At 66.9% G+C, this 26,927-nt stretch carries 21 protein-coding genes and 1 tRNA gene; 18 read left to right on the top strand and 4 right to left on the bottom strand.

The window, feature by feature from the left end; translation table 11 throughout:
• The first annotated feature begins 8 nt into the window (after positions 1-8).
• The 13 genes from nuoI to truB all read left to right on the top strand — a co-directional run bounded on the left by nuoI (position 9) and on the right by truB (position 13,574).
• The gene (gene nuoI, locus C998_RS0105995) at positions 9-497 is read left to right on the top strand and encodes an NADH-quinone oxidoreductase subunit NuoI (RefSeq protein ID WP_018869955.1); all 489 of its coding nucleotides are present in this window, start codon (positions 9-11) and stop codon (positions 495-497) included.
• A 14-nt stretch (positions 498-511) separates the two neighbouring features.
• The gene (locus tag C998_RS0105990; protein ID WP_018869954.1) at positions 512-1,150 is read left to right on the top strand and encodes an NADH-quinone oxidoreductase subunit J; all 639 of its coding nucleotides are present in this window, start codon (positions 512-514) and stop codon (positions 1,148-1,150) included.
• A gap of 73 nt (positions 1,151-1,223) precedes the next feature.
• Entirely contained in the window at positions 1,224-1,529 is a 306-nt protein-coding gene (nuoK, locus tag C998_RS0105985) for an NADH-quinone oxidoreductase subunit NuoK (RefSeq protein ID WP_018869953.1), read from the top strand.
• A gap of 6 nt (positions 1,530-1,535) precedes the next feature.
• Complete coding sequence (gene nuoL, locus C998_RS0105980; protein ID WP_018869952.1) at positions 1,536-3,530, top strand: NADH-quinone oxidoreductase subunit L; 1,995 nt, start codon at positions 1,536-1,538, stop codon at positions 3,528-3,530.
• A gap of 52 nt (positions 3,531-3,582) precedes the next feature.
• Positions 3,583-5,097: an NADH-quinone oxidoreductase subunit M gene (locus C998_RS0105975; protein WP_018869951.1), complete on the top strand. Its 1,515-nt coding sequence runs from the start codon at positions 3,583-3,585 to the stop codon at positions 5,095-5,097.
• 13 nt (positions 5,098-5,110) lie between these two features.
• The gene (gene nuoN / locus C998_RS0105970; RefSeq protein ID WP_018869950.1) at positions 5,111-6,559 is read left to right on the top strand and encodes an NADH-quinone oxidoreductase subunit NuoN; all 1,449 of its coding nucleotides are present in this window, start codon (positions 5,111-5,113) and stop codon (positions 6,557-6,559) included.
• 18 nt (positions 6,560-6,577) lie between these two features.
• Positions 6,578-6,922, top strand: a complete 345-nt coding sequence (locus C998_RS0105965) for a DUF2818 family protein (RefSeq protein ID WP_018869949.1) — start codon at positions 6,578-6,580, stop codon at positions 6,920-6,922.
• A gap of 55 nt (positions 6,923-6,977) precedes the next feature.
• Positions 6,978-7,054: transfer RNA gene (locus tag C998_RS0105960), tRNA-Met, on the top strand.
• A gap of 174 nt (positions 7,055-7,228) precedes the next feature.
• Complete coding sequence (rimP, locus tag C998_RS0105955; RefSeq protein WP_018869948.1) at positions 7,229-7,699, top strand: ribosome maturation factor RimP; 471 nt, start codon at positions 7,229-7,231, stop codon at positions 7,697-7,699.
• 48 nt (positions 7,700-7,747) lie between these two features.
• Positions 7,748-9,241, top strand: coding sequence for a transcription termination factor NusA (nusA, locus tag C998_RS0105950; protein WP_018869947.1), 1,494 nt, complete (start codon positions 7,748-7,750; stop codon positions 9,239-9,241).
• Between the two features lie 66 nt (positions 9,242-9,307).
• Positions 9,308-12,151, top strand: a complete 2,844-nt coding sequence (infB, locus tag C998_RS0105945; RefSeq protein WP_018869946.1) for a translation initiation factor IF-2 — start codon at positions 9,308-9,310, stop codon at positions 12,149-12,151.
• Positions 12,151-12,603: a 30S ribosome-binding factor RbfA gene (gene rbfA / locus C998_RS0105940; RefSeq protein ID WP_018869945.1), complete on the top strand. Its 453-nt coding sequence runs from the start codon at positions 12,151-12,153 to the stop codon at positions 12,601-12,603. Before infB ends, rbfA begins: the two co-directional genes overlap by 1 nt.
• Positions 12,604-12,614: 11 nt before the next feature.
• The gene (gene truB, locus C998_RS0105935) at positions 12,615-13,574 is read left to right on the top strand and encodes a tRNA pseudouridine(55) synthase TruB (RefSeq protein WP_018869944.1); all 960 of its coding nucleotides are present in this window, start codon (positions 12,615-12,617) and stop codon (positions 13,572-13,574) included.
• A gap of 18 nt (positions 13,575-13,592) precedes the next feature.
• Here the strand turns inward: truB and C998_RS0105930 are convergent, their stop codons facing one another.
• Positions 13,593-16,226, bottom strand: coding sequence for an EAL domain-containing protein (locus tag C998_RS0105930; protein WP_018869943.1), 2,634 nt, complete (start codon positions 16,224-16,226; stop codon positions 13,593-13,595).
• A gap of 172 nt (positions 16,227-16,398) precedes the next feature.
• On the opposite strand from C998_RS0105930, the gene rpsO reads away from it, so the two are divergent.
• The 5 genes from rpsO (at position 16,399) to C998_RS0105905 (ending at position 23,928) form a co-directional block, all read left to right on the top strand.
• The gene (rpsO, locus tag C998_RS0105925; RefSeq protein ID WP_018869942.1) at positions 16,399-16,668 is read left to right on the top strand and encodes a 30S ribosomal protein S15; all 270 of its coding nucleotides are present in this window, start codon (positions 16,399-16,401) and stop codon (positions 16,666-16,668) included.
• Between the two features lie 160 nt (positions 16,669-16,828).
• On the top strand, positions 16,829-18,916 hold the full coding sequence (pnp, locus tag C998_RS0105920; RefSeq protein WP_018869941.1) for a polyribonucleotide nucleotidyltransferase: 2,088 nt from the start codon (positions 16,829-16,831) through the stop codon (positions 18,914-18,916).
• A 59-nt stretch (positions 18,917-18,975) separates the two neighbouring features.
• Complete coding sequence (locus tag C998_RS0105915) at positions 18,976-19,596, top strand: class I SAM-dependent methyltransferase (RefSeq protein WP_018869940.1); 621 nt, start codon at positions 18,976-18,978, stop codon at positions 19,594-19,596.
• Between the two features lie 106 nt (positions 19,597-19,702).
• Positions 19,703-23,011 carry a response regulator gene (locus C998_RS0105910; protein WP_018869939.1) on the top strand — a complete coding sequence of 1,103 codons (3,309 nt, stop codon included), beginning with the start codon at positions 19,703-19,705 and terminating at the stop codon, positions 23,009-23,011.
• Complete coding sequence (locus C998_RS0105905) at positions 23,008-23,928, top strand: diguanylate cyclase (RefSeq protein ID WP_018869938.1); 921 nt, start codon at positions 23,008-23,010, stop codon at positions 23,926-23,928. Before C998_RS0105910 ends, C998_RS0105905 begins: the two co-directional genes overlap by 4 nt.
• A gap of 7 nt (positions 23,929-23,935) precedes the next feature.
• Here the strand turns inward: C998_RS0105905 and C998_RS0105900 are convergent, their stop codons facing one another.
• The 3 genes from C998_RS0105900 to mgtE all read right to left on the bottom strand — a co-directional run bounded on the left by C998_RS0105900 (position 23,936) and on the right by mgtE (position 26,927).
• Positions 23,936-24,232, bottom strand: coding sequence for a hypothetical protein (locus C998_RS0105900; RefSeq protein ID WP_018869937.1), 297 nt, complete (start codon positions 24,230-24,232; stop codon positions 23,936-23,938).
• Positions 24,229-25,455 carry a flavodoxin-dependent (E)-4-hydroxy-3-methylbut-2-enyl-diphosphate synthase gene (gene ispG / locus C998_RS0105895; protein ID WP_026279494.1) on the bottom strand — a complete coding sequence of 409 codons (1,227 nt, stop codon included), beginning with the start codon at positions 25,453-25,455 and terminating at the stop codon, positions 24,229-24,231. The genes C998_RS0105900 and ispG overlap by 4 nt, the downstream gene beginning before the upstream one ends.
• Before the next feature lie 113 nt (positions 25,456-25,568).
• On the bottom strand, positions 25,569-26,927 hold the full coding sequence (gene mgtE, locus C998_RS0105890) for a magnesium transporter (protein WP_018869935.1): 1,359 nt from the start codon (positions 26,925-26,927) through the stop codon (positions 25,569-25,571).

The raw sequence follows: 26,927 nt of genomic DNA, 5'->3' as shown, positions 1-26,927 counted from the left end.
AGTTCGCCATGAAATCCGTGCGTCATTTCTTCAAGAGCTTCCTGTTCTTCGAGCTGCTGCTCGGCATGCGGCTGACCGGCCGGTACCTGTTCCGGCGCAAGTTCACGGTGCAGTACCCGGACGAGAAGACCCCGATGTCACCGCGTTTCCGCGGACTGCATGCGCTGCGCCGTTACCCCAACGGGGAGGAGCGCTGCATTGCCTGCAAGCTGTGCGAGGCGGTGTGCCCGGCGCTGGCGATCACCATCCATTCGGAGGAGCGCGAGGACGGTACACGGCGCACCTCGCGCTACGACATCGATCTGTTCAAGTGCATCTTCTGCGGATTCTGCGAAGAGGCCTGCCCGGTCGATTCCATCGTCGAGACGCACATCTTCGAATACCACTTCGAGAATCGGGGCGAGCAGATCATGACCAAGGACAAGCTCCTGGCGATCGGCGATCGCTTCGAGAAGGAGATCGCCGAAGCGCGCGCGATCGACGCCCCGTACCGGTAATCAGGGACGCAACGATGACCTTCGAGCTCTTATTGTTCTATGTTTTTGGCGCGATCCTGCTGGGCGCGGCGCTGGCGATGATCAGCGTGCGCAACCCGGTGCATGCCGCGCTGTTTCTGGTGGTCTGTTTCGTGTCGGCAGCGGCACTCTGGCTGATGGCGGAGGCCGAGTTCCTCGGTCTGGTGCTGGTGCTGGTGTACGTGGGAGCGGTGATGGTGCTGTTCCTGTTCGTGGTGATGATGCTCGACATCAACATGGCGAAACTGCGCGAGGGTTTCAGTGAATACCTGCCGGTGGGGCTGGTGGTCGCCGCGGCCATGGCCACCGTGCTGGTCCTGGTGATCACGCGTTACATCACCATGGAAGCCCCCGAGCGGGCCGGGCCCGAATATGCCAATACCGAGGCATTGGGCGCGATCCTGTACACCGAATACGTGTACTCGTTCGAGATTGCCGCCGTGATCCTGCTGGTGGCGATCATCGCGGCGATCTCCCTGACCATGCGGCGGCGGCCGGACAACAAGCGGATCGATCCGGCGCGCCAGATCGAGGTCTCGCGCGAGGGACGCGTGCGCATGGTGTCAATGAAGTCCGAAGACAAGGCGCGTGACAGCCGCGGGGCGGAACGCGACGACGACCCGAACCAGGAATGACGCCGGCGCGCGCCGGTGCCTAACCACCGCGGGGCGGGCTTGTCCGTCCCCCAAAGGAATTCAGGGCCAGACAATGATTACGCTAGAGCACTACCTGGTGCTGGCCGCGCTGCTGTTTTCGATCAGCGTGGCCGGGATCTTCCTGAACCGAAAGAACGTGATCGTGCTGCTGATGTGCATCGAGCTGATGCTGCTGGCGGTGAACATCAACTTCATTGCCTTCTCGTTCTTCCTGCAGGATCTGGCCGGGCAGGTCTTCGTGTTCTTCATCCTCACCGTCGCCGCGGCCGAGGCCGCGATCGGGCTGGCCATCCTGGTGTTGCTGTTCCGTAACCGCGGAACGATCAACGTCCAGGATCTGGACGAAATGAAAGGATAACGGGCCATGGATACGATCTATCTCCTTATTGTCCTGGCGCCACTGGCGGGCGCGATCGTCGCCGGCCTGTTCGGGCGTCAGATCGGCCGGGTGGGCGCGCACAGCGTGACCATCGCCGGGGTGGCCATCTCGTTCCTCCTGTCCGTGGTGGTGTTCTATCAGCACGTATTTGGCGGAGCGGGGGTGTACAACGAGTCGGTGTACACCTGGCTGGTTTCGGACGGCATCCGTTTCGAGGTCGGATTCCTGGTCGATAACCTGACCGCGATGATGATGCTGGTCGTGACCTTCGTGTCGCTGATGGTGCACATCTACACCATTGGCTACATGCAGGACGACCCGGGCTACCAGCGGTTCTTCGCGTATATCTCGCTGTTCACCTTTTCCATGCTGATGCTGGTGATGGCGAACAACTTCATGCAGCTGTTTTTCGGCTGGGAGGCCGTGGGGCTGGTCTCCTACCTCCTGATCGGCTTCTGGTACAAGCGCCCGACCGCGATCTACGCGAACATGAAGGCGTTCATCGTGAACCGCGTGGGCGACTTCGGTTTCCTGATCGGGATTGCGGCGCTGGTGTTCTACACCGGCAGCCTGAACTACAGCGAGGTCTTCGCCGAAGGCCAGGCGATGAGCGAGGCGACCATCACCATCTGGCCGGGCTGGACCTTCGGCCTGCTGGATCTGGCGCTGATCTTCCTGTTCATCGGTGCGATGGGTAAATCCGCCCAGGTGCCGCTGCACGTGTGGCTGCCGGATTCGATGGAAGGCCCGACGCCGATCTCGGCGCTGATCCACGCGGCGACCATGGTGACCGCAGGCATCTTCATGGTGGCGCGCATGTCGCCGCTGTACGAGTTCTCGGTGCCGGCCCTGTCGTTCATCCTGATCATCGGCGCGATCACCGCGTTCTTCATGGGTCTGATCGGCCTGGTGCAGAACGACATCAAGCGCGTGGTCGCGTATTCCACGCTGTCGCAGCTCGGATACATGACCGTGGCCCTGGGGGCCTCGGCCTACGCCGCCGGCGTGTTCCATCTGATGACCCACGCGTTCTTCAAGGCGCTGCTGTTCCTGGCCGCCGGCTCGGTGATCATCGCGATGCACCACCTGCAGGACATGCGCGCGATGGGCGGGTTGCGCCGGCATATGCCGATCACCTACGTGACCGCGCTCATCGGTTCCCTGGCGCTGATCGGGTTCCCGTTCTTCTCCGGGTTCTTCTCCAAGGACGCGATCATCGAGGCGGTCGGGTATTCGGAGATCCCGGGGGCGACCTTTGCCTACTGGATGGTGCTGCTGGGCGTGTTCGTGACCGCGCTGTACACCTTCCGCATGTTCTTCATGGTGTTCCACGGGGAGGAACGCTACGACCAGGCGCATCACTACATGCCCGACCACGGGGATGGCGAGGACCACCATCACCATGGCACGCCGCATCCGCACGAGACCCCGTGGGTGGTCACCCTGCCGCTGATCCTGCTGGCGATCCCGTCGGTGGTGGCCGGCTACTTCATCGGCCCGATGCTGTTTGGCGATTTCTTCGCCAATTCGATCTTCGTCAGCGAGGCGAAGGACGTGCTGGCGCAGAAGGGCGAGAGCTATACCGGAGTGTTCGGGTTCGTGCTGCACGGGCTCGTGGCGCCGGCGTTCTGGTTCGCGATGGCGGGACTGGCGACCGCCTGGTACCTCTACATCAAACGGCCGGATCTGCCGGCCGTGATCGCCGACCGTCTGCGGCCGGGCGTGCGCATCCTCGAGGACAAGTACGGGTTTGACCGCTTCAACGACTGGTTCTTCGCCGGTGGCACGCGGCGCCTCGGGCGCTGGCTGTGGCGCTATGGCGACGCGATGATCATTGACGGCTGGCTGGTCAACGGCGCCGCGCGTTCGGTGGGCTGGGTGTCGGCCCGGGTGCGCCATGTGCAGACCGGCTTCCTCTATCACTATGCATTCGTGATGATCATCGGGCTGCTGGTCCTGATGTTCGCCTACGTGATCTGAGGGGTTTCGACGATGACCGCTGCGAAGCCCACCGCTGTTTCAAGGAACGACCATGTTTGCTGACTGGCCCATTCTGAGTCTGTTGATCTGGCTGCCGATCCTCGGTGGCTTCCTGACGCTTGCCGCCGGGCGTGACGCGCCGGTGGTGGCCCGGCGCCTGGGCCTCAGCGTGGCCGTGGCCACTTTCGTGGCAAGCCTGCCGCTGTGGTTCATGTTCGAGCGCGGCACCGCGGAGATGCAGTTCCAGGAGGTGGCCTCCTGGATCCCGGCGTTCAACGTGAACTATCACCTCGGGGTCGACGGCATCTCCATGCCCCTGATCCTCCTGACCACGCTGATCACGGTGGTCGTGGTCATCGCCGCATGGGAGTCGGTGAAGGATCGTATCGCCTACTACCTCGCCGCGATGCTGGTCATGGAAGGACTGATGATCGGCATGTTCGCGGCGATGGACGCGGTGCTGTTCTACGTGTTCTTCGAGGCGATGCTGATCCCCATGTTCCTTGTCATCGGGATCTGGGGCGGGCCGCGCCGCGTGTACGCGACGATCAAGTTCTTCCTCTACACCTTCCTCGGGTCGGTGTTCATGCTGGTCGCACTGATCTGGATGTACATCCAGTCCGGCAGCTTCCTGATCCAGGACTTCCATGCGCTGCAGATCGGGATGACCGCGCAGATACTGATCTTCCTCGCGTTCTTCCTGGCGTTTGCGGTCAAGATCCCGATGTTCCCGGTGCATACCTGGCTGCCGGATGCGCACGTCGAGGCGCCGACGGGGGGTTCGGTGATCCTGGCGGCCATCATGCTGAAGATCGGCGGCTACGGCTTCCTGCGCTTCTCGCTGCCGATCACTCCGGATGCGTCGGCGGTGCTGGACACGCTGATGATCGTGCTGTCGCTGATCGCCGTGGTGTACATCGGGGTGGTGGCACTGATCCAGAGCGACATGAAGAAGCTGATCGCGTACTCGTCGATCGCCCACATGGGCTTCGTGACCCTGGGCTTCTTCCTGGCGTTCTACATCTACTCCAACACCGGCGACTGGCAGGGCGCGTCGCTGGGTATCGCCGGTGGCATGGTGCAGATGATCTCGCACGGCTTCATCTCCGCGGCGATGTTCCTTGCGGTGGGTGTTCTGTACGACCGCCTGCACAGTCGGCAGATCGCGGATTACGGTGGCGTGGTGAACACCATGCCGTGGTTCGCTGCGTTCTTCGTGCTGTTCGCAATGGCGAATACGGGCCTGCCGGGCACATCGGGCTTCGTGGGCGAGTTCATGGTGATCCTGGCCGCCTTCAAGGCCGATTTCTGGATCGCCTTCCTGGCCGCGACGACGCTCATCCTGGCCGCCGGCTACACCCTGTGGCTGGTCAAGCGCGTGATCTTCGGCACCGTGGCCAACGAGAACGTGGCCGGCCTGTCCGACATGAACCGGCGCGAATTCTTCCTGATGGGGCTGCTGGCGTTCTTCACGCTGTTGCTGGGCGTGTGGCCGGCGCCGCTGCTGGAAGTGATGAACGCGACCATCGACAACCTCGTGGCGCATATCGCGCACTCGAAGCTCTGAACGGACGCCTGACATGAATTTCGAGATTCCTGCCTTTCTGCCCGCCGTTCCCGAGATGTTCGTCCTCGGGATGGCGTGCTTCATCCTGATACTGGATGCGTTCCTGCCGGATTCGCGCCGCGACATCACCTACGGCCTGGTGCAGGCCACGCTCGCGGGTGCCGCGGTTCTGACGCTGTGGCTGGCGGGCCCGGAAGTGGTGCTGACCTTCAGCGACAGCTTCATCAAGGACCCGATGAGCGACGTGCTGAAGCTGGCGGTGTACGTCACGAGCTTCTTCGTCTTCCTCTACTCGCGGCCGTATCTGATGGCGCGCGACATCCACAAGGGGGAGTTCTACATCCTCGGGCTGTTCGCGGTCCTGGGGATGATGATCATGATCTCGGGCCACAATCTGCTGACCCTGTACCTGGGCCTGGAACTGCTGTCGCTGTCCTCGTATGCGCTGGTGGCGTTCTGGCGCGACAACACCCGGGCCAGCGAAGCCGCGATGAAGTACTTCGTGCTGGGGGCGCTGGCGTCCGGGCTGCTGTTGTACGGCATGTCCATGATCTACGGCATGACCGGCTCGCTGGATATCGCCGTGATCGCCTCCGAACTGACGACGGCCGACGAGGCCCTGAACGTCCCGCTGGTGTTCGGTCTGGTGTTCCTGGTGGTGGCGATCGCGTTCAAGCTGGGGGCGGTGCCGTTCCACATGTGGGTGCCCGACGTCTATGACGGGGCGCCGACGGCGGTGACGCTGTTCATCGCGACCGCGCCGAAGATCGCGGCCTTCGCGTTCCTGATGCGGCTGCTGGTCGAGGGCATGGGACCGATGCACGCGGACTGGCAGGGCATGCTCATCATCCTGACCGTGCTGTCGCTGGCGGTGGGCAACGTGATTGCGATCGCGCAGACCAGCATCAAGCGCATGTTCGCGTATTCGACCATCGCGCATGTCGGCTTCCTGTTCATGGGGATCCTCGCGGGAACCGACTCGGGCTACGCCTCGGCGATGTTCTACGTGATCGTGTATGCGCTTACCGCGGCCGGCGGGTTCGGCATGATCGTGTTCCTGTCGCGCCGGGGTTACGAGGCCGATCGCCTGGACGACTTCGCCGGGCTGGCGAAACGCAACCCGTGGTTCGCGTTCATCATGCTCCTGCTGCTGTTCTCCATGGCCGGGGTTCCCCCGACCGTCGGTTTCTATGCCAAGCTGGCCGTGATTCAGGCAGCCGTGGGTGCGGGCCTGGTCTGGCTGGGTGTGCTGGCGGTGATCTTCAGCATCATCGGGGCGTTCTATTACCTGCGGGTGGTGAAGATCATGTTCTTCGACGAACCGAAGGAGGAAGCCAGCGAACCGGTGCAGCCGTCGGGCGCGCTGGCCACGGCGCTGAGCGTCAACGGACTGGCGGTGCTGCTGCTGGGAATTTTTCCGGGCCTTCTGCTGTCCGTTACCCACTACGCCATCGCTGGCTGATCCGACCCGGAGGATGTCTTGAATCAACTGGTCCCGTTTGAAGTCCTGGTCTGGGGGTTTGTGGCGTTTGCGTTCGTCGCCGCCAACCTGCCGTGGCTGACCGATCGCATCGCACTGATGTTCCTCCCGGCGAGCGGGAGCAAGGGAGGCTGGACCCGGGTGTTCGAATGGCTGGTGCTGTTCCTGCTGGTGGGGCTGATCGGCAAGGGTCTCGAGCATCAGGCGACGGGCAGTGTTCATGCCCAGGGCTGGGAGTTCTACGTGATCGGGCTGTCGATGTTTGCGGTGTTCGCGATCCCCGGGTTCATCTGGCGGCATGATCTTCGCCCGCATCTGCGTCAGCGGGCGCGCCGTTCGCGCTGATTGCGATCGGGGCTTGCAAGCCGGCCCGCGGCTTGGTAGAGTACGTTTTCTCGGATGCGGGGTGGAGCAGTCTGGCAGCTCGTCGGGCTCATAACCCGAAGGTCGCAGGTTCAAATCCTGCCCCCGCTACCAGTTTTCGAAAGGGCCCCTTCGCGGGGCCTTTTTCTTGGGGCCGCGCTCCCGCGCGCCGACAGGCTTCGAGCTGCAGCCTGTTTCCATGACGGAAGGTGTAAAGGGGCGTTCAACGCCCTTTTTTTGTTTCCGGGCTCCGTGCACCGGTGCAGTGGAATCGAGGTCGACAGACATTTGTCCGAGCAGGTTGAACAACTGAAGGCGCTACTGGGACCCGTGGTCGAAGGCCAGGGTTGTGAACTCTGGGGTATCGAACACCATGCGGGTTCGAAGCCGCAGATGCTGCGCATCTATATTGATCGTTCGACCGGCGTGTCCGTGGATGACTGTGCGCGCGTCAGCGAGCAGGTCAGCGCGGTCCTCGATGTGGAAGAGCCGATCCGCGCGGACTACACGCTCGAGGTGTCCAGTCCGGGCATCGAACGTCCCCTGTTTACTCCCGATCAGTTCCGCGATTACGTCGGTCGTGCGGTCAAGGTACGTCTGACCTGGCCGGAACACGGGCGGCGGAACTACCGCGGGCAGCTGCTGTCCGCGGACGACACCATGATCGAGGTGGCGGTCGATGGCACGGCCTACGAGCTGCCGCTGGCCGCGATTCACAATGCGCGCGTGCTGGAAGAAGACCCGGGGACGCAATCATGAACAACCTGATGTCGACAGGCGACTGTCGAGGCTGCGAAGAGGCATGACATGAACAAGGAGATCCTGCTGGTCGTCGACGCCGTTTCCAACGAGAAGGGCGTCGAGAAGGGCGTTATCTTCGAGGCCCTGGAATCGGCCCTGGCGATGGCCACGCGCAAGTATCACGGTGGGCGCATGGATGTGCGCGTGAGCATCGACCGCGAAAGCGGCGATTACGAGGCCTATCGCCGCTGGACGGTGGTGGACGACGAGGATCCCGAGTTCGAGTCTCCCGACTATCAGATGCTGCTGTCCTACGCGCAGCAGAAATACCCGGAGATTCAGATCGGCGAGGTGATCGAGGAACCGGTCGAGGCCGTGGATTTCGGTCGCATCGCCGCGCAGACCGCCAAGCAGGTGATCGTGCAGAAGGTGCGCGATGCCGAGCGGCAGAAGGTCGTCGAGGAGTACGAGGACCGGGTCGGTTCGCTGGTGATGGGGATCGTCAAGCGTACCGACCGCAACGGGACCTACGTGGATCTGGGTAACAACGCCGAGGCCCTGGTCCCGCGCGAGCACATGATCCCGCGCGAGACGGTACGCACCAATGACCGCCTGCGCGGTTATCTCAAGGAGATCCGTCCGGATGCCCGCGGACCGCAACTGATCCTCAGCCGGACCGCGCCGGAGTTCCTCATCGAGCTGTTCAAGCTCGAGGTCCCGGAGGTGGGGCAGGAGATCATCGACATCCTCGGGGCGGCCCGTGATCCGGGCATGCGGGCGAAGATCGCGGTGCGCTCGAATGACCCGCGGCTGGATCCGGTGGGGGCCTGCGTGGGCATGCGCGGTTCGCGCGTGCAGTCGGTCTCCAACGAGCTCGCGGGCGAACGCATCGACATCATCGTGTGGGACGAGAATCCGGCGCAGTTCGTGATCAACGCGATGTCACCGGCGGAGGTCCTCTCGATCGTGGTCGACGAAGAGAAACAGTCGATGGACATCGCGGTGGCCGAGGACAAGCTTTCCCTGGCGATCGGGCGCGGGGGGCAGAACATTCGCCTGGCCTCGCAGCTGACCGGCTGGGAGCTCAACGTGATGACCGAGGAGCAGGCCGAGGAGAAGAGCGAGGCCGAGGCCCGGCAGCTGGTGACCTACTTCATGGAGGCGCTGGACGTCGACGAGGAAGTGGCCGGGATCCTGGTGCAGGAAGGCTTCAGTACCCTGGACGAGGTCGCCTACGTCGAAGAAGCGGAGCTTCTGTCGATCGAGGAATTCGACGAAGACGTGGTCGCGGAACTGCGCAACCGGGCGAGCGATGCACTGCTGACGCGGGCGATCGCGGCGCAGGACGGCGGCGGTGGCGAGCCGGCCGAGGATCTGCTGAACATGGACGGCATGACCGTGGCTCTGGCCAATCGGCTGGCGGCGAGCGGCGTGTGCACCATGGAGGATCTCGCCGAGCAGGCGGCCGATGATGTGGTGGAAATGCTGGGCATCTCCGAGCAGGAGGCGTCCGAGTTGATCATGACCGCGCGCGCTCCCTGGTTCGAAACCGGGGAATGACCGCGACGCAGCGGCGGTGGTCGGGCAGCGGCACGCCGGAACAGAATCTGGAATGGAGGTAGCGCCATGGCGCAAATGACAGTGCAGCAATTCGCGGAATCGGTGGGCAAGCCCGTCGATCGTCTCCTGGAGCAGCTCAAGGAGGCGGGCGTCGAGGTGGCCGGGCCCGAGGCGCCCATCACCGATGCCGAGAAGCGCCAGCTGCTGGACCATCTGCGCCAGAGTTCCGCGGGCGGGTCGAGCGACCGTGTGACGCTGCGGCGGCGTTCCCAGGCGCAGACGCTGAAGGTCAGCTCGGGCCAGGGCAAGACCAAGACGGTTAACGTGGAGGTGCGCAAGAAGCGCACCCTCAAGCGCAAGCCGGCGGATGCAACACCGGCGCCGGAGGATCGCCCCGAGGCGGCCGAGGGTGTGGAATCCGAAGCCGCTGCGGCACCGGAAGAGACCCGTCCCGATGCAGAATCGCCGGTGACTCCGGAAGCCGAGGAGGCCGCGGCCGGCGATGCGCCGGGCGCGGAGCCGGAGGCGGAAGCGCCGGCGGATGAACCGGTGGCGGCCGAGGCGCCGGAGCCGGAACCTGAACCGGCGGTCGACGAGGCCGCGGCGGAGGAACCGGCGGACGTCGAAGAAGAGCCCGAAGCGGCGGAGTCGGCCGCAGCCGAGGCACCGGAGTCATCCGAGGCGGAAGAGGCGGACGAGGAACCGGCCGCCGCCGCGGAAGAATCGCCGGCCGCTCCGAAGAAGCCGCTGAGCCGTACGCAGCAACTGGCCATGCAGCTGGAAGCCGAGCGGGAAGCTCAGCGCAAGGCCGTCGAGGCGCGCAAGCAGGAAGAGGTCGAACGCGAGGAGCGCCAGAAGCGCAAGCAGGAAGAGCAGGAGAAGCAGGAGGCGAAGCGCGAGAAGGAAGAACAGGCGCGCCTGGAACGCGAGGCCGCGCAGCAGCGCCAGGCACCGGCGCCCGCCGCGGCGCCGGCGGAACCCGCCAAGTCCGGCAAGGGCCGCAAGGGTGGCCGCAAGGACGACCGCAAGGAACTGCATGTCGCCGGCGACCGTCGCGGTCGGCGCAAGAAGGGTGACAAGGGCAAGGGTGCCGGTCAGTCGCAGGCGGCCCAGGCCGTGGCCGGCAAGCACGGCTTCGCCAAGCCGACCGCACCGGTGGTGCGCGAGGTGGAAGTGCCGGAGACCATCACCGTGGCCGATCTGGCGCAGGCGATGGCGATCAAGGCACCGCAACTGATCAAGACCCTGATGGGCATGGGCGTGATGGCCACCATCAACCAGTCCATCGATCAGGAAACGGCGATGCTGGTGGTCGAGGAGATGGGCCATACCGCGGTGCCGGCCAAGGAAGAGACGATCGAGGACCAGATCGAGGTGGCCCAGGAGCAGACCGGCGAACCCAAGGCGCGTCCGCCGGTGGTGACCGTGATGGGCCACGTCGACCACGGCAAGACCTCGCTGCTGGACCATATTCGCAAGACGCGCGTGGCCTCCGGCGAAGCCGGCGGGATCACCCAGCACATCGGTGCCTACCACGTCGAGAACGGGCATGACGGGGTGACCTTCCTGGATACCCCGGGGCATGCGGCGTTTACGGCGATGCGGGCGCGCGGTGCGCAGTCCACGGACATCGTGATCCTGGTGGTGGCGGCGGATGACGGCGTGATGCCGCAGACCCTTGAAGCCATCAACCACGCCAAGGCGGCCGGTGTGCCGATGGTCGTGGCGGTCAACAAGATCGACAAGCCCGAGGCGGATGCCGACCGGGTGATCAACGATCTCGCGCAGCACGAGGTGATCCCCGAGGAATGGGGTGGCGACACCCAGTTCATCCGGGTCTCGGCGCATTCCGGGGAGGGCATCGACGAGCTGCTGGAAGGCCTGGGTCTGCAGGCGGAGCTGATGGAGCTGATGGCCCCGGACGAGGGGCCGGCGCGCGGTGTGGTAATCGAATCGCGGCTGGACAAGGGCCGCGGCCCGGTGGCCACGGTGCTGGTGCAGTCCGGCAGCCTGAACCACGGCGACATCGTGCTGACCGGCAAGGAATACGGCCGCGTGCGGGCGATGTTCGACGATACCGGCACGGCGGTGAAGGAAGTCGGGCCGTCGATGCCGGTCGAGATCCTCGGTCTGTCAGGCGTGCCCGAGGCCGGCGACGAGATGCTGGTGGTCGCGGACGAGAAGACCGCCCGCGAAGCGGCCGAATATCGGGATGCGAAGCAGCGCGAGCGCAAGCTGGCGGCGCAGCAGGCGGCCAAGCTGGAAAACATCTTCAACCAGATGCAGGAAGGCGACGTCGGCACGGTCAACATCCTGATCAAGGCCGACGTGCAGGGATCCGCCGAGGCGTTGCGCGAATCGCTGGTCAAGCTGTCCAACGAAGAGGTCCGGGTCAAGGTGATCTCCACCGGGGTCGGCGGGATTTCCGAGTCGGACATCAACCTGGCGACGGCCTCGGACGCCATCGTGATCGCGTTCAACGTGCGCGCCGATGCCGGCGCCAAGCGGGTGGCGCAGGAAAACGGGATCGACGTCCGCTACTACTCGGTCATCTACGAGGCCATCGAGGACGTGAAGCAGGCCCTGTCCGGGCTGCTGGCGCCCGAGACCCGCGAGGAAATCGTGGGCCTGGCCGAGGTGCGCGAGGTGTTCAAGGCCTCGAGCTTCGGCCAGGTGGCCGGCTGCCTGGTGGTCGAGGGTTCGGTCAAGCGGGGCAACCCGATCCGCGTGCTGCGTGACAACGTGGTGGTGTACGAGGGCGAGCTGGAAAGCCTGCGCCGCTTCAAGGACGACGTGAACGAGGTCCGGGCCGGTACCGAATGCGGTATCGCGGTGAAGAACTACAACGACGTGAAGGCCGGGGACCAGATCGAGGTCTTCCAGCGCGTCGAGGTCCAGCGGTCGCTGTAATGCCCGGACCCCGCGACTTCCTGCGCAGTGACCGGGTCGGCGAGCAGATCCAGCGCGAGCTCGCCGAACTGGTGCGCGTCGAGGTGAAGGACCCGCGGGTCGGCATGGTGACCATCTCGGGGGTGGAGGTCTCGAAGGATCTGGCCCACGCCCGGGTGTATTTCACCCGGCTGGGCGGCGAGGAGGGCGGTCGCGAGGCGCAGCAGGGCCTCAACAGCGCGGCCGGCTTCCTGCGTCGGGCGCTGGGCAGCCGGATTCGCATGCGCAGCATCCCGCAACTGCGGTTCATCTACGATGACACGCCCGAACGCGGCGCGCGCATGTCTTCGCTGATCAGTCAGGCGCTTGCGGAGGATCGCGAGCGGCACGGCGACGGTGATGCGGAGGCCGGAGCGGAAGGCGGCGGGGACCCGGATGCCTCCGGTGATCCCGACGTCCTGCAGGACCGGTAAACCGACTCGCCGTGGCGCGCAGGAAGGGGCGCAACGTCGACGGCATCCTGCTGCTCGACAAGCCGCAGGGGCTCAGTTCGAACCAGGCGCTGGGTCGGGTGAAATACCTCCTCGGGGCGCGCAAGGCGGGCCATACCGGCGCCCTGGATCCACGGGCGACCGGGCTTCTTCCACTGTGTTTCGGGCAGGCGACCAAGGTGTCCGGCTGGCTGCTGGACGCGGACAAGCGTTATGTGGCTGTCGCGCGGCTGGGTGTGGAGACCGACTCGGCGGACATGGACGGAGAAATCCTTGCCGAGTCCCCGGTCCCCGCGATCACCGACGAGGATCTGGCGCGACTGGAACGCGGTTTCACCGGCGATCTGGAGCAGGTTCCCCCGATGGTCTCGGCCCTGAAGAAGGACGGCCGGCGGCTGTACGAGCTGGCGCGCGAAGGGGTGGAAGTGGACCGTCCGCCGCGGCCGGTGCGGATCCATTCGCTGAATATCGAACGGCTGGCGGATGATCGCCTGCGGCTGGAGGTGCATTGCAGCAAGGGCACCTATATCCGGTCGCTGGTGACCGATATCGGGGAAGCCCTCGGCTGCGGTGCGGCGGTTGAAGAGCTGCGGCGCACCGGCCACGGGGCCTTCGCGGCCGACGCCATGTGGACCCTGGAAGCCCTGGAGCAGCGTTTCGAGGAGGGCGGTGCAGCGGCGATCGAGGCCGGTCTTCTGCCGTCGGAGGCCGCCCTGTCCGGCTGGCCGCAGCTCCACCTGGGGGCCGCCGGAGCGGCGGCACTGCGCCACGGGAATCCGGCGGGAGCGGAAGCGGTGAGCGAGCGCATCGCGGGTGTCTCGCCGGCTGCGGACGAACCGGAAGCGGGCGGGGTCCTGGTACGCCTGCACGGGCCCGCAGGCGAATTTCTCGGCGTGGGGCTGGAGGCCGGGGACGGCACGATTCGCCCGCGGCGTCTGTTCGTCACCGGCTGAGGCCCGCTGCAACCGACCTCATTCGCGGCGATACGCGGGCACCGGGTCCGCGATCAGCGCGGCCAGCTGCTCCGCCGACATCGGCCGCGCGAGGAGATACCCCTGGGCCTCGTTGCAGCCCTCCCGAATGATCAGGTCGCGCTGGGTGGCGGTCTCGACGCCCTCGGCGATGACCGTCAGCCCCAGCTTGTGACCCATGGCGATGATGGACGCGGTGAGGGCGGCATCGGCGGGGTCGCAGTCCGCCCCCTGCACGAACGAGGCATCCACCTTCAGCCGTTGCACCGGCAGGCGCTTGAGATAGCTGAGCGACGAATAGCCGGTACCGAAGTCGTCGATCGCCAGCTGTACGCCCATTGACCGCAGTTCCTCCAGGGTGGCGATGCCGCGCTCGGCGTGGTCCATGACGAAGCCCTCGGTGATCTCTAGCTCGAGCCTGTGGGGGTCCAGCCCGGTCTCGGCGAGCACCGACCGCACGTCCGTGACGATGTCGCCGAACAGCACCTGGTGGCCGGAGACATTGACCCCGATCCGGCCCAGACGCTCCGGTCCCCATTCGCAGGCCCGGCGTACTGCCTCGCGCAGCACCCAGCGGCCAAGCAGACCGATGGTGCCGTTTTCTTCCGCCACCGGGATGAATTCCGCCGGGCTGATCATGCCGAACTCCGGATGGCGCCAGCGGACCAGGGCTTCGGCACCGGCCAGGCTCTCGCCGGGCAGGTCCCACTGGGGCTGGAACACGACCTCCAGCTCGTCGCCCTCGATGGCTCGTCGCAGGCCGGCCTCGATCGCCAGCCGGCGCTGGCTGGCGTCGGTGAGGTCGGCGGTGTAGAGCTGCACGTTGTTGCGTCCGCGTGCCTTGGCCCGGTACATCGCCGAGTCCGCGTTGCGGATCAGCATGTCCGGGGTTGCGGCGTCGTCGGGGAACAGGCTGATGCCGATGCTGGCGCCGATGAACAGCTCCTGACCGGCGACGTGGAACGGCGACTCCAGTGCACGCAGCAGCTCGTGTGCGACGCTGGCGGCGTCCTCCGCGGTGGCGATGTGTTCGGTCAGCACCACGAATTCGTCGCCGCCATGGCGCGCAATGGTGGAGTGCCGGTCGATGGCGCCCAGCAGGCGCCGGGCGACCGCTTCCAGGAGCTCGTCTCCGCGATGATGGCCCAGACTGTCGTTCACGTACTTGAAGCCGTCCAGGTCGACGAACAGTACCGCCAGGCGCTCGTCGTGGAGTCGGCAGCGTTCAATCGCGCGCGCCAGGCGCTCGTCGAGCTGGGTGCGGTTGGGCAGGTCGGTGAGCGGATCGTAGTTGGCCAGATGACTGACCCGGCGCCGGGCTTCTTCGCGGCTGGTCACGTCGCGGGCGACGCCGAAGATGTCCACCACCCGGTCGCCGTCATAGCGGACCCGCGCGTTGAGCTCCAGGACCACCCGTTCGCCGGATACGTCGGTGACCTCGGCGCGTGCCGGAGGCAGGTCGGCGTCGCTGCCGCCGTCGATCGGCACCGCGGTGCCCTCGAGATAGGGCAGGAAGGGTTCGACCAGGGCGCGCAGGGTGGCCTCCGGCAGGCGGTCCATGCTGCGGCCGAGGACCCGCTCCACGCCCGGCGAGATGTACTGCGCGCGACCCGAGCGGTCGAAGCGATAGACGAAGCCGCTGGCGTACTCCAGCAGGTCCTCCTGCTCCTCGGAAGCGCGCTCCAGGGCCTCGGACTGCGCCACCACCTGGCGTGACAGCGGCCGGATCACGCCGATCAGCCCCAGTCCCGACAGCAATGCCATGCCCAGTACCAGTCCGACCGGCAGCGCCAGGTGGGCCATCATGCCGGCGTAGAGTTGCTCCTCCGGTACGGCCATCGCCAGACCCCAGCCCGGGCGTACCGGCACCGCAAAGACCACCTCGCCGTCCGTGCGCTGCAGGGCCTGGGATCCTCCGCGGGCCTGCTGCAGTGCCGGGGCCACCGGGTCCCCGGCGCCGGTCGGCATCAGGCTCCAGGTGATGTCGTCCACCCGCAGCACCACTCCCTGCGGGCCCTCCAGCCAGGCGGCCTTGCCGCCCTCGGCGGCGGACTCCAGCACGCCGACCATGGCTTCGGCGGGGAACACCAGGATGTCGGCGCCCAGCCACTCGTCCTCGCGGGAGAGGATCGGCACCGCGATCATGATCCAGGCCCGGCCCTCCCAGGCCAGGTGGTCCCGCATGCGGGTTTCGCGCATTGCCGGATCGATGTCCGGCCAGTAGATCGGGTCCGGGTTGGCGTCGCCCACCGCCAGTACCTGGCGGCCTTCCGCATCCAGGCGGATGATGCCGGCCGCGCCGGAGGGTCGCAGGGCATCTTCCAGCTTGTCGTGACTGAAGTCCTGCAGGTCTTCGAGATCGGTCGCGCCGCGATTGTAGGCGGCCAGTTCGTCGCGGATGCGGCTGCGGCTGGCGACCTGCCACGCGATGTCCTCCAGACGGTCGAAATACTGCGCCACCGCCTGCCCGTGATGCTGAAGCGCGGCCTGCTGCGCCAGATCCGCGCGGTCGCGCGCCTGCTGATAATAGGCATGGGCGGTGAGGCTGGCCGCGATCAGGCCCAGCAGCACCAGCACCGCCAGTGCCAGCAGCAGGATGCGGGCCTGGAGTCGGCGGGTTTCCTGCGTGGTCATGACCGCCCCTGTCGGGGAGTGATTAAGTTCACAATATACCAGAATCCCCCGCGCGGCGGCCGTCGGCCCGTTCGCTGTTCACGCTGCTTGAGCGCGTGCTAACATACGCGCCTGTTCGCCAGCGCCACTGGCCACTCAGACAGACGGTTCAGGAATCAGGAGTCAGCCTTACATGTCGCTCACTACCGAAGAGAAGTCGGCCATCGTCGAGAAGCACAAGCGCGATGCCAACGATACCGGATCGCCCGAGGTGCAGATTGCACTCCTGACGGCGCGCATCCAGCATCTGATGGGCCATTTCGACAAGCACAAGCAGGATCACCACTCCCGGCGTGGCCTGCTGAAGATGGTCAGCCAGCGTCGCAAGCTGCTGTCCTATCTCAAGCGCAAGGACGTCGAACGCTATCAGTCGATCGTGAAGGAACTGGGCCTGCGCCGCTAGGCCCCGCCCCTCGGGCCCGCGCCTCCGGTGCGGGCCCGTTTGTTTGGGCCCCTGTTCGGGGCATCGATTGCGGCAAGAACTTTACGGGGCCCGCCGTCCGCTGCAGCAAGGCGGCCGGTCGGCGGGCCGCATCGGGATTCAAAGGGAAACGGGAAAAAACGTGTCATACAAGAAGTCGTTCCAGTACGGAAATCACACCGTAACGCTCGAAACCGGAGATATTGCCCGCCAGGCCAGCGGCGCGGTGCTGGTCAACATGGCCGAGACCGTGGTCCTGGTCACCGTGGTCGCCCGCAAGGAGGCCGACCCGGGGCGCGACTTCTTCCCCCTGACCGTCAACTACCAGGAACGGACCTATGCTGCGGGCAAGATCCCGGGCGGGTTCTTCAAGCGTGAAGGGCGCCCGAGCGAGAAGGAAACCCTGACCTCGCGCCTGATCGACCGTCCGATTCGTCCGCTGTTTCCCGAAGGCTTCAAGAACGAAACCCAGGTCATCGCGACGGTGGTCTCGATCAATCCCGAAGTGGATCCCGACATCCCCGCGATGCTCGGTGCTTCCGCGGCGCTGGCACTCTCGGGTGTGCCGTTCGGCGGCCCCATCGGCGCCGCCCGCGTCGGCTACCGCGCCGGCGAATATCAGTTGAATCCGAGCTTCAGCGCGCTGGAGGAATCCGAGCTGAATCTGGTCGTGGCGGGGACCGAGAACGCGGTCCTGATGGTGGAGTCGGAGGCCAGCGAGCTGTCCGAGGAAACCATGCTGGGCGCGGTGATGTACGGCCACGAACAGATGCAGGCCGCGATCCGCGCGATCAACGAACTGGCGGCCGAGGCGGGCGAGCCGGCCTGGGACTGGCAGGCGCCGGAGAGCGAGGCCTCGGTGGAAGAACGCGTGGCCGCGGCCGCGCGCGACGAGCTGACCGAGATCTACCAGATCGCCGACAAGCAGACCCGCAGCCAGCGCCTGAGCGAACTGCGCAGCCGCCTGGTCGAATCCCTGGCCAGTGACGACGAATCCGGCCCCGATGCCGATGCGGTCAAGACGGCCCTGCACGATCTGGAATATCGCCTCGTGCGTGACCGTATCCTGGACGGCCACCCGCGCATCGACGGCCGCGACACGAAGACCGTGCGCCCGATCGATGTGCAGACCGGCATCCTGCCGCGGGCCCATGGCTCCGCGCTGTTCACCCGGGGCGAGACCCAGGCGATGGTGGTGGCCACCCTGGGCACGGACCGCGACGCCCAGGTGATCGACGCGATCGAGGGCGAGCGTCGCGACCGTTTCATGCTGCATTACAACTTCCCGCCGTACTGCACCGGGGAGACCGGTTTCGTTGGCTCGCCCAAGCGTCGCGAGATCGGCCACGGCCGGCTGGCCAAGCGCGGCGTGGCCGCAGTGATGCCGAGCGACGAGGACTTCCCCTACGTGGTGCGCGTGGTCTCCGAGATCACCGAGTCGAACGGCTCCAGTTCCATGGCCTCGGTGTGCGGCACCTCGCTGGCGCTGATGGACGCCGGGGTGCCGCTGAAGGCCCCGGTCGCGGGCATCGCGATGGGCCTGATCAAGGAGGACGACCGCTTCGCCGTGCTCTCCGACATCCTCGGCGATGAGGACCACCTGGGCGACATGGACTTCAAGGTCGCCGGGACTTCGGACGGCGTGACCGCGCTGCAGATGGACATCAAGATCGACGGGATCACCCGCGAGATCATGGAACAGGCGCTGGAGCAGGCGCGCGAAGGCCGGCTGCACATCCTCGGCTGCATGAACGCCGAGCTGGACACCCATCGTCAGGAGATGTCCGAACACGCACCGCGCTTCATCACCCTGAAGATCAACCCGGACAAGATCCGCGACGTGATCGGCAAGGGCGGCGCGACCATCCGTACCCTGACCGAGGAGACCGGCACCACCATCGACATCGGTGACGACGGCACGGTCAAGATCGCTTCCACCGATGCCGCCGCCGGCAACGAGGCGAAGCGCCGCATCGAGGAGTTGACCGCCGACATCGAGGTGGGGCGTCAGTACACCGGCAAGGTCGCCAAGATCATGGACTTCGGCGCTTTTGTCTCGATTCTGCCCGGCCGCGACGGTCTGGTGCATATCTCGCAGATCTCCGACGAGCGCGTGGAGAACGTGAGCGACTTCCTGTCCGAGGGCGACTCGGTCACCGTGCGGGTGCTGGAGGTCGACAAGCAGGGCCGCATCCGTCTGAGCATGAAGGCGGTCGAAGAAGACGCCTGAGGACGGGGCGGCGGGTTCGGCCCCCGGCCGGGCCCCGGTTTCCTTCGGGGACGACAGGCATGGATCTGGTCAGCATACGCAAGAGCTACCGGCGTTACGCACGGCACTACGACGCGACCTTCGGGCGGGTGTTCGCCACCGGGCGGCACAGCGCGCAGAAGACCCTGGCGCCGCTGGAAGGCAAACGGGTCCTCGAGGTCGGGGTCGGAACCGGTATTTCGTTTCCGGAGTACCCCGACGGCGTGGATCTGGTCGGCATCGACGTGTCGCGCGAGATGCTGCAGGTCGCGCAGGAACGCATCAACGGTGGTCTGCCGGGGGTGCGCGGGGTGGCCGAGATGGACGCCGAAGCTCTCGGTTTCCGCGATGACAGCTTCGACGCGGTGGTCGGGATGTACGTGGCGTCCGTGGTCCCCAATCCCGACCGCATGTTCGCCGAGATGTGGCGGGTGTGCCGCCCGGGCGGACAGATCCTGCTGGTCAACCATTTCGCGTCGCGGCAATGGCTGCTGCGCGGGGTGGAACGCAGCCTGCGGCCTCTTTCGCGGGCGGTGGGCTTTCGTCCGGACATGGAGCTGGACCACTTCGTGCAGCTGACCGGCTGCGAGCCCGAGGCGGTGGAACCCGCCAGCCTGTTCGGTTACTGGAAGCAGGTGGCGTTCCGCAAACCGGCCGGATAACCCGACCCCTCCGGCGCGCTTGCGCCCACAGGCCTGAACCCCTTAGGGTCTTGCGGGAATCATCCCGTGCCCGCATGCGTGGCATGCCTACTCCGGGAAACCGCCGATGACTCAGCGTGACCAGGCCTCCTTCCAGTCCTTCCACTACCGGCTTTTGCTGCTCGTGCTGGCCGCCATCGTGCTGCTGGGCGCAGTGCTGGCGACCGTGGCGTATCAGATGCTGGAGGGCGAGACGCGCGAAGCGGTGCGCTCGGAAGTGACCTCTACTTCCGAGTCCACCGCACTCTACGTATCCCAGTGGTTTTCCTCCAATGCGCGCCTGATCGAGGGGCTGGCCGAAGAGGTGCCGGTCGGGCGCGATCCGCGTCCGGTGCTGCAGCAGTTCGAGCGCATGGGCGAGGTCGATCTGACCTATGTCGGTGACGCGCAGGGCGGCATGATCATGTCGGATCCCGAGGCTTCACTGCCGGGTGATTTCGACCCGCGTACGCGACCCTGGTACGAGGGCGCGCTGCTGAACGATGGTCTGTATATCACCGCGCCGTTCGAAGATGCCGCGCAGGACCGGCTGATCATCTCCATGGGCTCGCCGGTCTACCGCGACACCGGCGAGCTGCACGGGGTGGCGGCCGGGGACATCGGCCTGCAGGAGGTGGCTGCCAGCGTGGCCGGTCTGGATCTGCGCTGGGACGGCCATATGGTGCTGGTCGACGAGGACGGCATGGTGGTTGCCCACCCGGATTCCTCGCGGGTGCTGCAGCCGCTGGTGGATGCCATCGAGGAAGGCGGCGGTTTCGACCCGCTGGACCCGTCGTACGAGGGTGAGCTGCGCGAGGTGGTGATGGATGGCGAAGAACGCCTGCTGCACGCCACTCCCATTCCCGGTACGGACTGGTACCAGGTCCTGAGCCTGGATCGCTCGGCCGTGACCGAACCGCTGCGCGATCTGCTCTGGCAGTTCGCCCTGTGGACCGTGGTGGCCGTGGTCCTGGTGGGAAGCGGCACGGCGCTGATCCTCAACCGGCTGGTGCGGGTGCGCCGGGAACTGGAGAGCGAGATGAAGCTCGCACGCGAGCAGGCGGAGAGCGCCACCCGCGCGAAGAGCGAGTTCCTGGCCAACATGAGCCACGAGATCCGCACGCCGATGAACGCGATCATCGGCATGAGTCACCTCGCCCGGCGGACCGAACTGACCCCCCGTCAGCGGGGGTACATGGACAAGATCGACAATGCGGCCCAGCGCCTGCTCGGCCTGATCAACGACATCCTCGATTTCTCCAAGATCGAGGCCGGCAAGCTCGAACTGGAAGATGCCCCGTTCCACCTCGATTCCGTGCTCAACGGGGTGACCGACGTGGTCGGTCACCGGGCCGAGGAGAAGGGCCTGGAACTGGTGCATCACGTCGCCCCGGGGACCCCGCGGGACCTGCGCGGGGATGCCCTGCGTCTGGGGCAGGTGCTGACCAACCTGGTGGGCAACGCGGTCAAGTTCACCGAGCAGGGCGAGGTGGTGGTGAAGGTCTCCGCGGAGGCGGTGGACGACGGCTATGCCACGCTGCGGTTCTCCGTGCGCGATACCGGTCCGGGCATGAACGAAGAAGAGGCGCGCCGGCTGTTCCGTTCCTTTACCCAGCTGGATGCCTCGATCACCCGGCGCCAGGAGGGGACCGGACTGGGGCTGGCGATCAGCCGCCAGCTGGTCGAGATGATGGGCGGCGAGATCGGCGTGGAAAGCACGCCCGGTCAGGGATCGACCTTCAGCTTCACCGTGCGTCTGGCGGTCGAGACCGAGCCGGCTCAACCGGCATGTGCTTCCTTCTCACGCTCGCTGCGCGGCCACCGCGTACTGGTGGTGGACGATTCCGCCGCGGCGCGCGAAACCCTGGCCGCCATGCTGCGCGACCTCGGTATCGACGCGGATACCGCCGCCTCCGGCCCCGAGGCGCTGCAGGTACTGGAGCGGGCGCCGGCGCAGGGCCTGGCATACGACATGGTCCTGACCGACTGGCGCATGCCGGGCATGGACGGCCTTGAGGTCGCCCGCCATATCAATTCCGGCCGCAAGCGGCAGGTGCCATCGGTGCTGATGGTGACCGGCTTCAGTCGCGACGAGGTTCTGCAGCAGGCGGAGGAGACCGTGGACGGGATCCTGCTGAAACCGGTGACCGAGTCCACGCTGCACGACACCATGGTCGAGCTTCTGCGGGTGGATGACGCCGAGCAGGCCCCGCGCGAGGCGGCACCCGAGCCGGACGACGAAGTGCCACGGCTGGACGGGGTCCGCGTCCTGCTGGCGGAAGACAACGCCATCAACCGGGATCTCGCCGTGGAACTCCTGGAGGACATGGGCTGCGAGGTCACCACGGTGGAGAACGGCCGCGAGGCAGTGGATGTCGCGCGGGCCGACGCGTTCGACGCGGTCCTGATGGACATCCAGATGCCGGAGATGGATGGCCTGACCGCGACCCGCCGGCTGCGGGAGGACCCCGCGCTCGCCCGGCTCCCGGTGATTGCGATGACCGCGCACGCGATGGCGGGGGATCGCGAGAAGAGCCTGGATGCGGGGATGAACGACCACGTGACCAAGCCGATCGACCCGGAGGCACTGGCTCGGACCCTGGCGACCTGGGTGGCGCGTCATGCGGCCTCCGGCGGGACGGCCCCCGGGATGGACCGCGCACCCACGGAGGGCCGCGAGCCGGCGGCATCCGAGGCGGCGCCGGTCACGGATGGCGCCGCCGGGGAAACCGCGGCCCCCGCGCCGAGTGCCGGTGGCGGAGTGGACGGATTGCCCGACGAGCTGCCGCCGTTCGACCTGCCGGCGGCCCTGGCGCGCTGCAACGGCAAGGCGTCGCTGCTGCGGCGCATGATCCTCGGCCTCGAGGAGCGCTACCGTGATGTGGTGACGGAACTGCGCGGCCTGCTGGATCGGGGTGAGCTCGAGGACGCCAATCGCCTGGCGCACTCCCTGAAGGGGGTGGCCGGGTCGCTGGAGCTGCGTGCCGTGCGGGATGCGGCCGAGGCGATCGAAATCGAGCTGGCCGGCGGCGACACGCAGTCCGCCCGCGCTCGCCTGCCCGATCTAGAGTCGCATCTGGCCCCCGCCATCGAGGCCGCCCGCAGCCTGGACGCTGCCGACGGGGCCACGGGTGGTGCGCCGGAGGACGCTTCCGCCGGGCCGGTGGCCCCGACGGGCGGAGCCCTGCCCGTCCCGGCCCTGCAGGAGTTGCGGGCCCTGATCGAGAGCAACAATCTCCGCGCCCGGTCCGAGTTCCGTGCCCTGCAGGAGGGGCTGCTCGGTCGGGGGCATGACGCCACGGTGCGGGAACTGGAGGCCCGGATCGAGGAACTCGATTTCGAGCAGGCCCTGGCCGCCCTGGATCGGCTGCTGGAGCAGGCCGGGGAGGAATCATGAACAGCGCGCATCGGGCACGCATCCTGGTAGTGGATGACGAACCGGCGAACATCGAACTGCTGGCCGGCATCTTCGAGGACGAGCACGAGGTGCTGTTCGCCACCAACGGACACAAGGCCCTGGACCTGGCGGCCTCGGCTCGGCCTGACGTGATCCTGCTGGACGTGATGATGCCCGGCACCGACGGGTTTCAGGTCTGCGAGTGGCTGAAATCGGAGCGTGCTACGGCGAGCATTCCCGTTATCTTCATCACCGGCGTGGGGGACACCGAGGGCGAGGCGCGCGGGCTGGAACTGGGCGCGGTTGACTATGTGAACAAGCCGATCAATCCCCCCGTGGTGAAGCTGCGGGTGCAGCATCAGATCGAACTGAAACGGGCCCGCGACCAGCTGACCCGCATGGCGGTCACCGATGGCCTGACGGGACTCGCCAACCGGCGCCAGTTCGAGGAGACCCTGGAGCGGGAGAACGCCCGGCTGGCTCGTTCCGGGGGGGAGCTCTCGATCATCCTGCTGGACATCGACTATTTCAAGCCGTTCAACGACACCCTCGGTCATGTGCGCGGCGATGACTGTCTGCGCGAGGTGGCGCGGGTACTGGACGCGACCGTCTCGCGCTCGGCCGATCTGGCGGCGCGGTACGGCGGCGAGGAATTCGCCTGCATCCTGCCGGATACGGCGCTGGCGGAGGCAGTCACCGTGGCGGAACGGGTGCGCGTCGCCATCACCGAGCTTGCCATTCCGCACCCGGCGTCCGAAGTGGCGGATCACGTGACCGCCAGCCTCGGGGTGGCGAGTCTGCAGTGCCAGCCGCGCCGCTCCGCGCTGCGGGTGGTGGCGCGCGCCGACGAGCAGCTCTACCGGGCCAAGGCCGAGGGCCGCAACCGGGTCTGCGCCGCGGACGGACCGGAGGAGTAAGCGGGGCTCAGGCGCGGGTGAACAGCGGCAGTTCGTGGCGCCGGGCGTTGGCGGCCAGGAAGCGGCCGCGCCCGGGCCAATCGGCCTCGAGGGCGTCGAGACACTGCGAGGCCTCGCCCGCCACCGTCGCCAGGAACACCTCCAGTTCGCGCGGGTCCACCCGCGGCGCACCGAAGGCACCACCGCTTTCCGTCGGGTGCCAGAACAGCCGCGGCTGCCAGTTGCAGCCCCGGATGCGCGGATCCTCGAACAGGGCCTGCACGCGTTGCAGCAGTTGCGGGTCGTGGTCGGCGCTCGCGTTCATCCGGCCTGTCCGTAGCGGCGTTCGATGTAGGCCTCGACGCGGGCCTGGAACTCCTCGGCGATATGCTCGCCCTTGAGGGTCACGGTCTTCTCGCCGTCCTCGTAGACCGGCGCGACCGGCTGCTCGCCGGTGCCGGGCAGGGAGATCCCGATGTCGGCGTGCTTGCTCTCGCCCGGGCCGTTGACCACGCAACCCATCACCGCGACGGTCATCTCCTCGACCCCGGGGTAGTGCTGGCGCCAGTTCGGCATCTGCTGGCGGATGTAGCTCTGGATGTCCTGCGCCAGGTGCTGGAAATATTCGCTGGAGGTGCGGCCGCAGCCGGGGCAGGCCACCACCGAGGGCAGGAAGCTGCGCAGGCCCATGCTCTGCAGGATCTCCTGCGCGACGCTGACCTCCTGCGTGCGGTCGCCGCCGGGCTCCGGGGTCAGCGAGATACGGATGGTGTCGCCGATGCCCTGCTGCAGCAGGACGGACAGCGCGGCGGTGGAGGCGACGATCCCCTTGGCCCCCATGCCGGCCTCGGTCAGGCCCAGATGCAGGGGGTAGTCGCAGCGCGCGGCCAGATCCTGGTAAACCCGGATCAGTGGCTGCACGCCACTGACCTTGGCCGACAGGATGATGCGGTCATGCGGCAGGCCGATGCGTTCGGCCTCGGCGGCGCTCTCCAGCGCCGAGGTGATCAGCGCCTGTTCCATCACCGCCTGGGGTTCCAGCGGCTCCGGGCGCTGCGCGTTCTCGTCCATCATGCGCGCCAGCAGTTCCTGATCAAGGCTGCCCCAGTTCACGCCGATGCGCACCGGCCGGTCGAAGCGGATGGCGGTCTCGATCATCGCCTGGTACTGCGCGTCGCGCTTCGAGCCGCGGCCGACGTTGCCCGGGTTGATGCGCAGCTTGGCCAGGGCCTCGGCGCATTCGGGGTATTCGGTCAGCAGCTTGTGGCCGTTGAAGTGGAAGTCCCCCACCAGCGGCACGTCCAGGCCCATCGCGTCGAGCCGCTCGCGGATCTCCGGCACCGCCTTTGCGGCATCGGCCGAGTTGACCGTGATGCGCACGATCTCGGAGCCGGCGCGCGCCAGTTCGGCCACCTGGACCGCGGTGCGCAGGGCGTCGGCGGTGTCGGTGTTGGTCATCGACTGGACCACCACGGGATGCTCGCCGCCCACGGTCACGGGACCAACGCGGACGGGGACGGTGCGGTGCCGGACGGGAGGCGTGCTCATGGTCGTGTACTCGCGTGCTGAGTCGGGCCGGAACGGGGCCGAGTCTAACGCAGTCGCGCGGGCCTGCCGAGCCGCCGCAGGCCGCGCGGGTGATTGCGCGGCGGCGACGCCCGTTACAGGCCCAGCACCGCCACGGCCACGCCGAAATAGATCAGGATACCGCCGATGTCGACCACCGAGGTGATCAGCGGCGCGCTGGCCACCGCCGGGTCCAGCCGCAGGGCGGTCAGGGCAAACGGCAGGAGCATGCCGAACATCGCGCCGAACACCACCACCAGGAACATGCCCAGGGCGATGGCGTTGGCGACCTCCAGCGAGCCCAGCCAGTTGCCGGAGAGCCAGATGGCGGCCGCCAGGGTCACGCCCAGTGCGGTCGATACCACCAGTTCCTTGCCGCCCAGGCGCCAGGCGTCGCGCAATCGGACATCGTTGACCGCCAGCGAGCGTACCACCAGAGTCGCCGCCTGCGAGCCGGTATTGCCGCCGGTGGCGATCACCATCGGCAGGAAGAAGACCAGCGCGACTACCGCCTCGATGGCCGCCTCGTAGCGGGCGATCGCCAGCCCGGCGAAGATGTTGACCACCACCAGGATCAGCAGCCAGCCGATGCGCTTGCGGTACAGCAGGCCCATGCTGGCGTCGCGCAGCGACAGCACCACGTCGCCCACCGCGGCCATGCGGTGGAAGTCCTCGGTGGTTTCCGCTCGCAGCACGTCCATGACGTCGTCGACGGTGATGATGCCCAGCATGTGGCCCTGGTCGTCGACCACCGGCAGCACGTTGAGGTCGTAGTGGCTGATGCGGTGGGCCGCCTCCTCGCGGTCCTCCTCGGCGGTGATGCTGGCCACGTCGGTGTGCATCAGGTCGGCAACCCGCGCGGAGGCGCGCGCCAGCAGCAGCTCCTTCAGCCGCACCCAGGCCAGCAGCTCGCCGGCCGCGGTGGTCACGAACACCGTGTTCACGGTCTCCGCCACCTCGTGGTGGGCACGCAGATGCTCCATGGCCTCACTCACCGTCCATTCGGGCTGCACGGTGACGTACTCCGGGGTCATTACGCGCCCGGCGCTTTCTTCCGGATAGGCCAGCAGCGAGCCCACGGCCTCCTGGCTCTCCGCCGGGAGGGTCTCCATCAGGGAGTCGGCATGCTCGTCGCCCAGGCCGTCGATCACCGCCACCGCATCGTCCAGCGAAAGGGCGGCGACCAGGTCCGCGGCCTGCTGCTCGTCCAGCGCGGCCAGCACCCGGGACTGATGATCGGGCTCCAGGTGCGCGTACACCGGCGCGGCGCAGGCTGGCTCCAGACGCTGGAAGAAGGCGACCGCCTGATCCTCGGGCAGGGTCTCCAGCGCGTCCGACAGGTCGGGCGCCGCATGCGCGTTGCAGATCGCGTTCAGCGGGCCGTCGGAGCCCTGCTCCAGGGCGGTGCGCAGGGTGTCGGGGAGGTTGTCGATGTCGTGATCGGTCGGACTCAT

The organism is Thioalkalivibrio sp. ALgr3 (assembly GCF_000377325.1).
Classification (GTDB): Bacteria; Pseudomonadota; Gammaproteobacteria; order Ectothiorhodospirales; family Ectothiorhodospiraceae; genus Thioalkalivibrio.
Note: the sequence above shows the minus strand (reverse complement) of the source record. Positions and strands in the feature narration are given on the sequence as shown.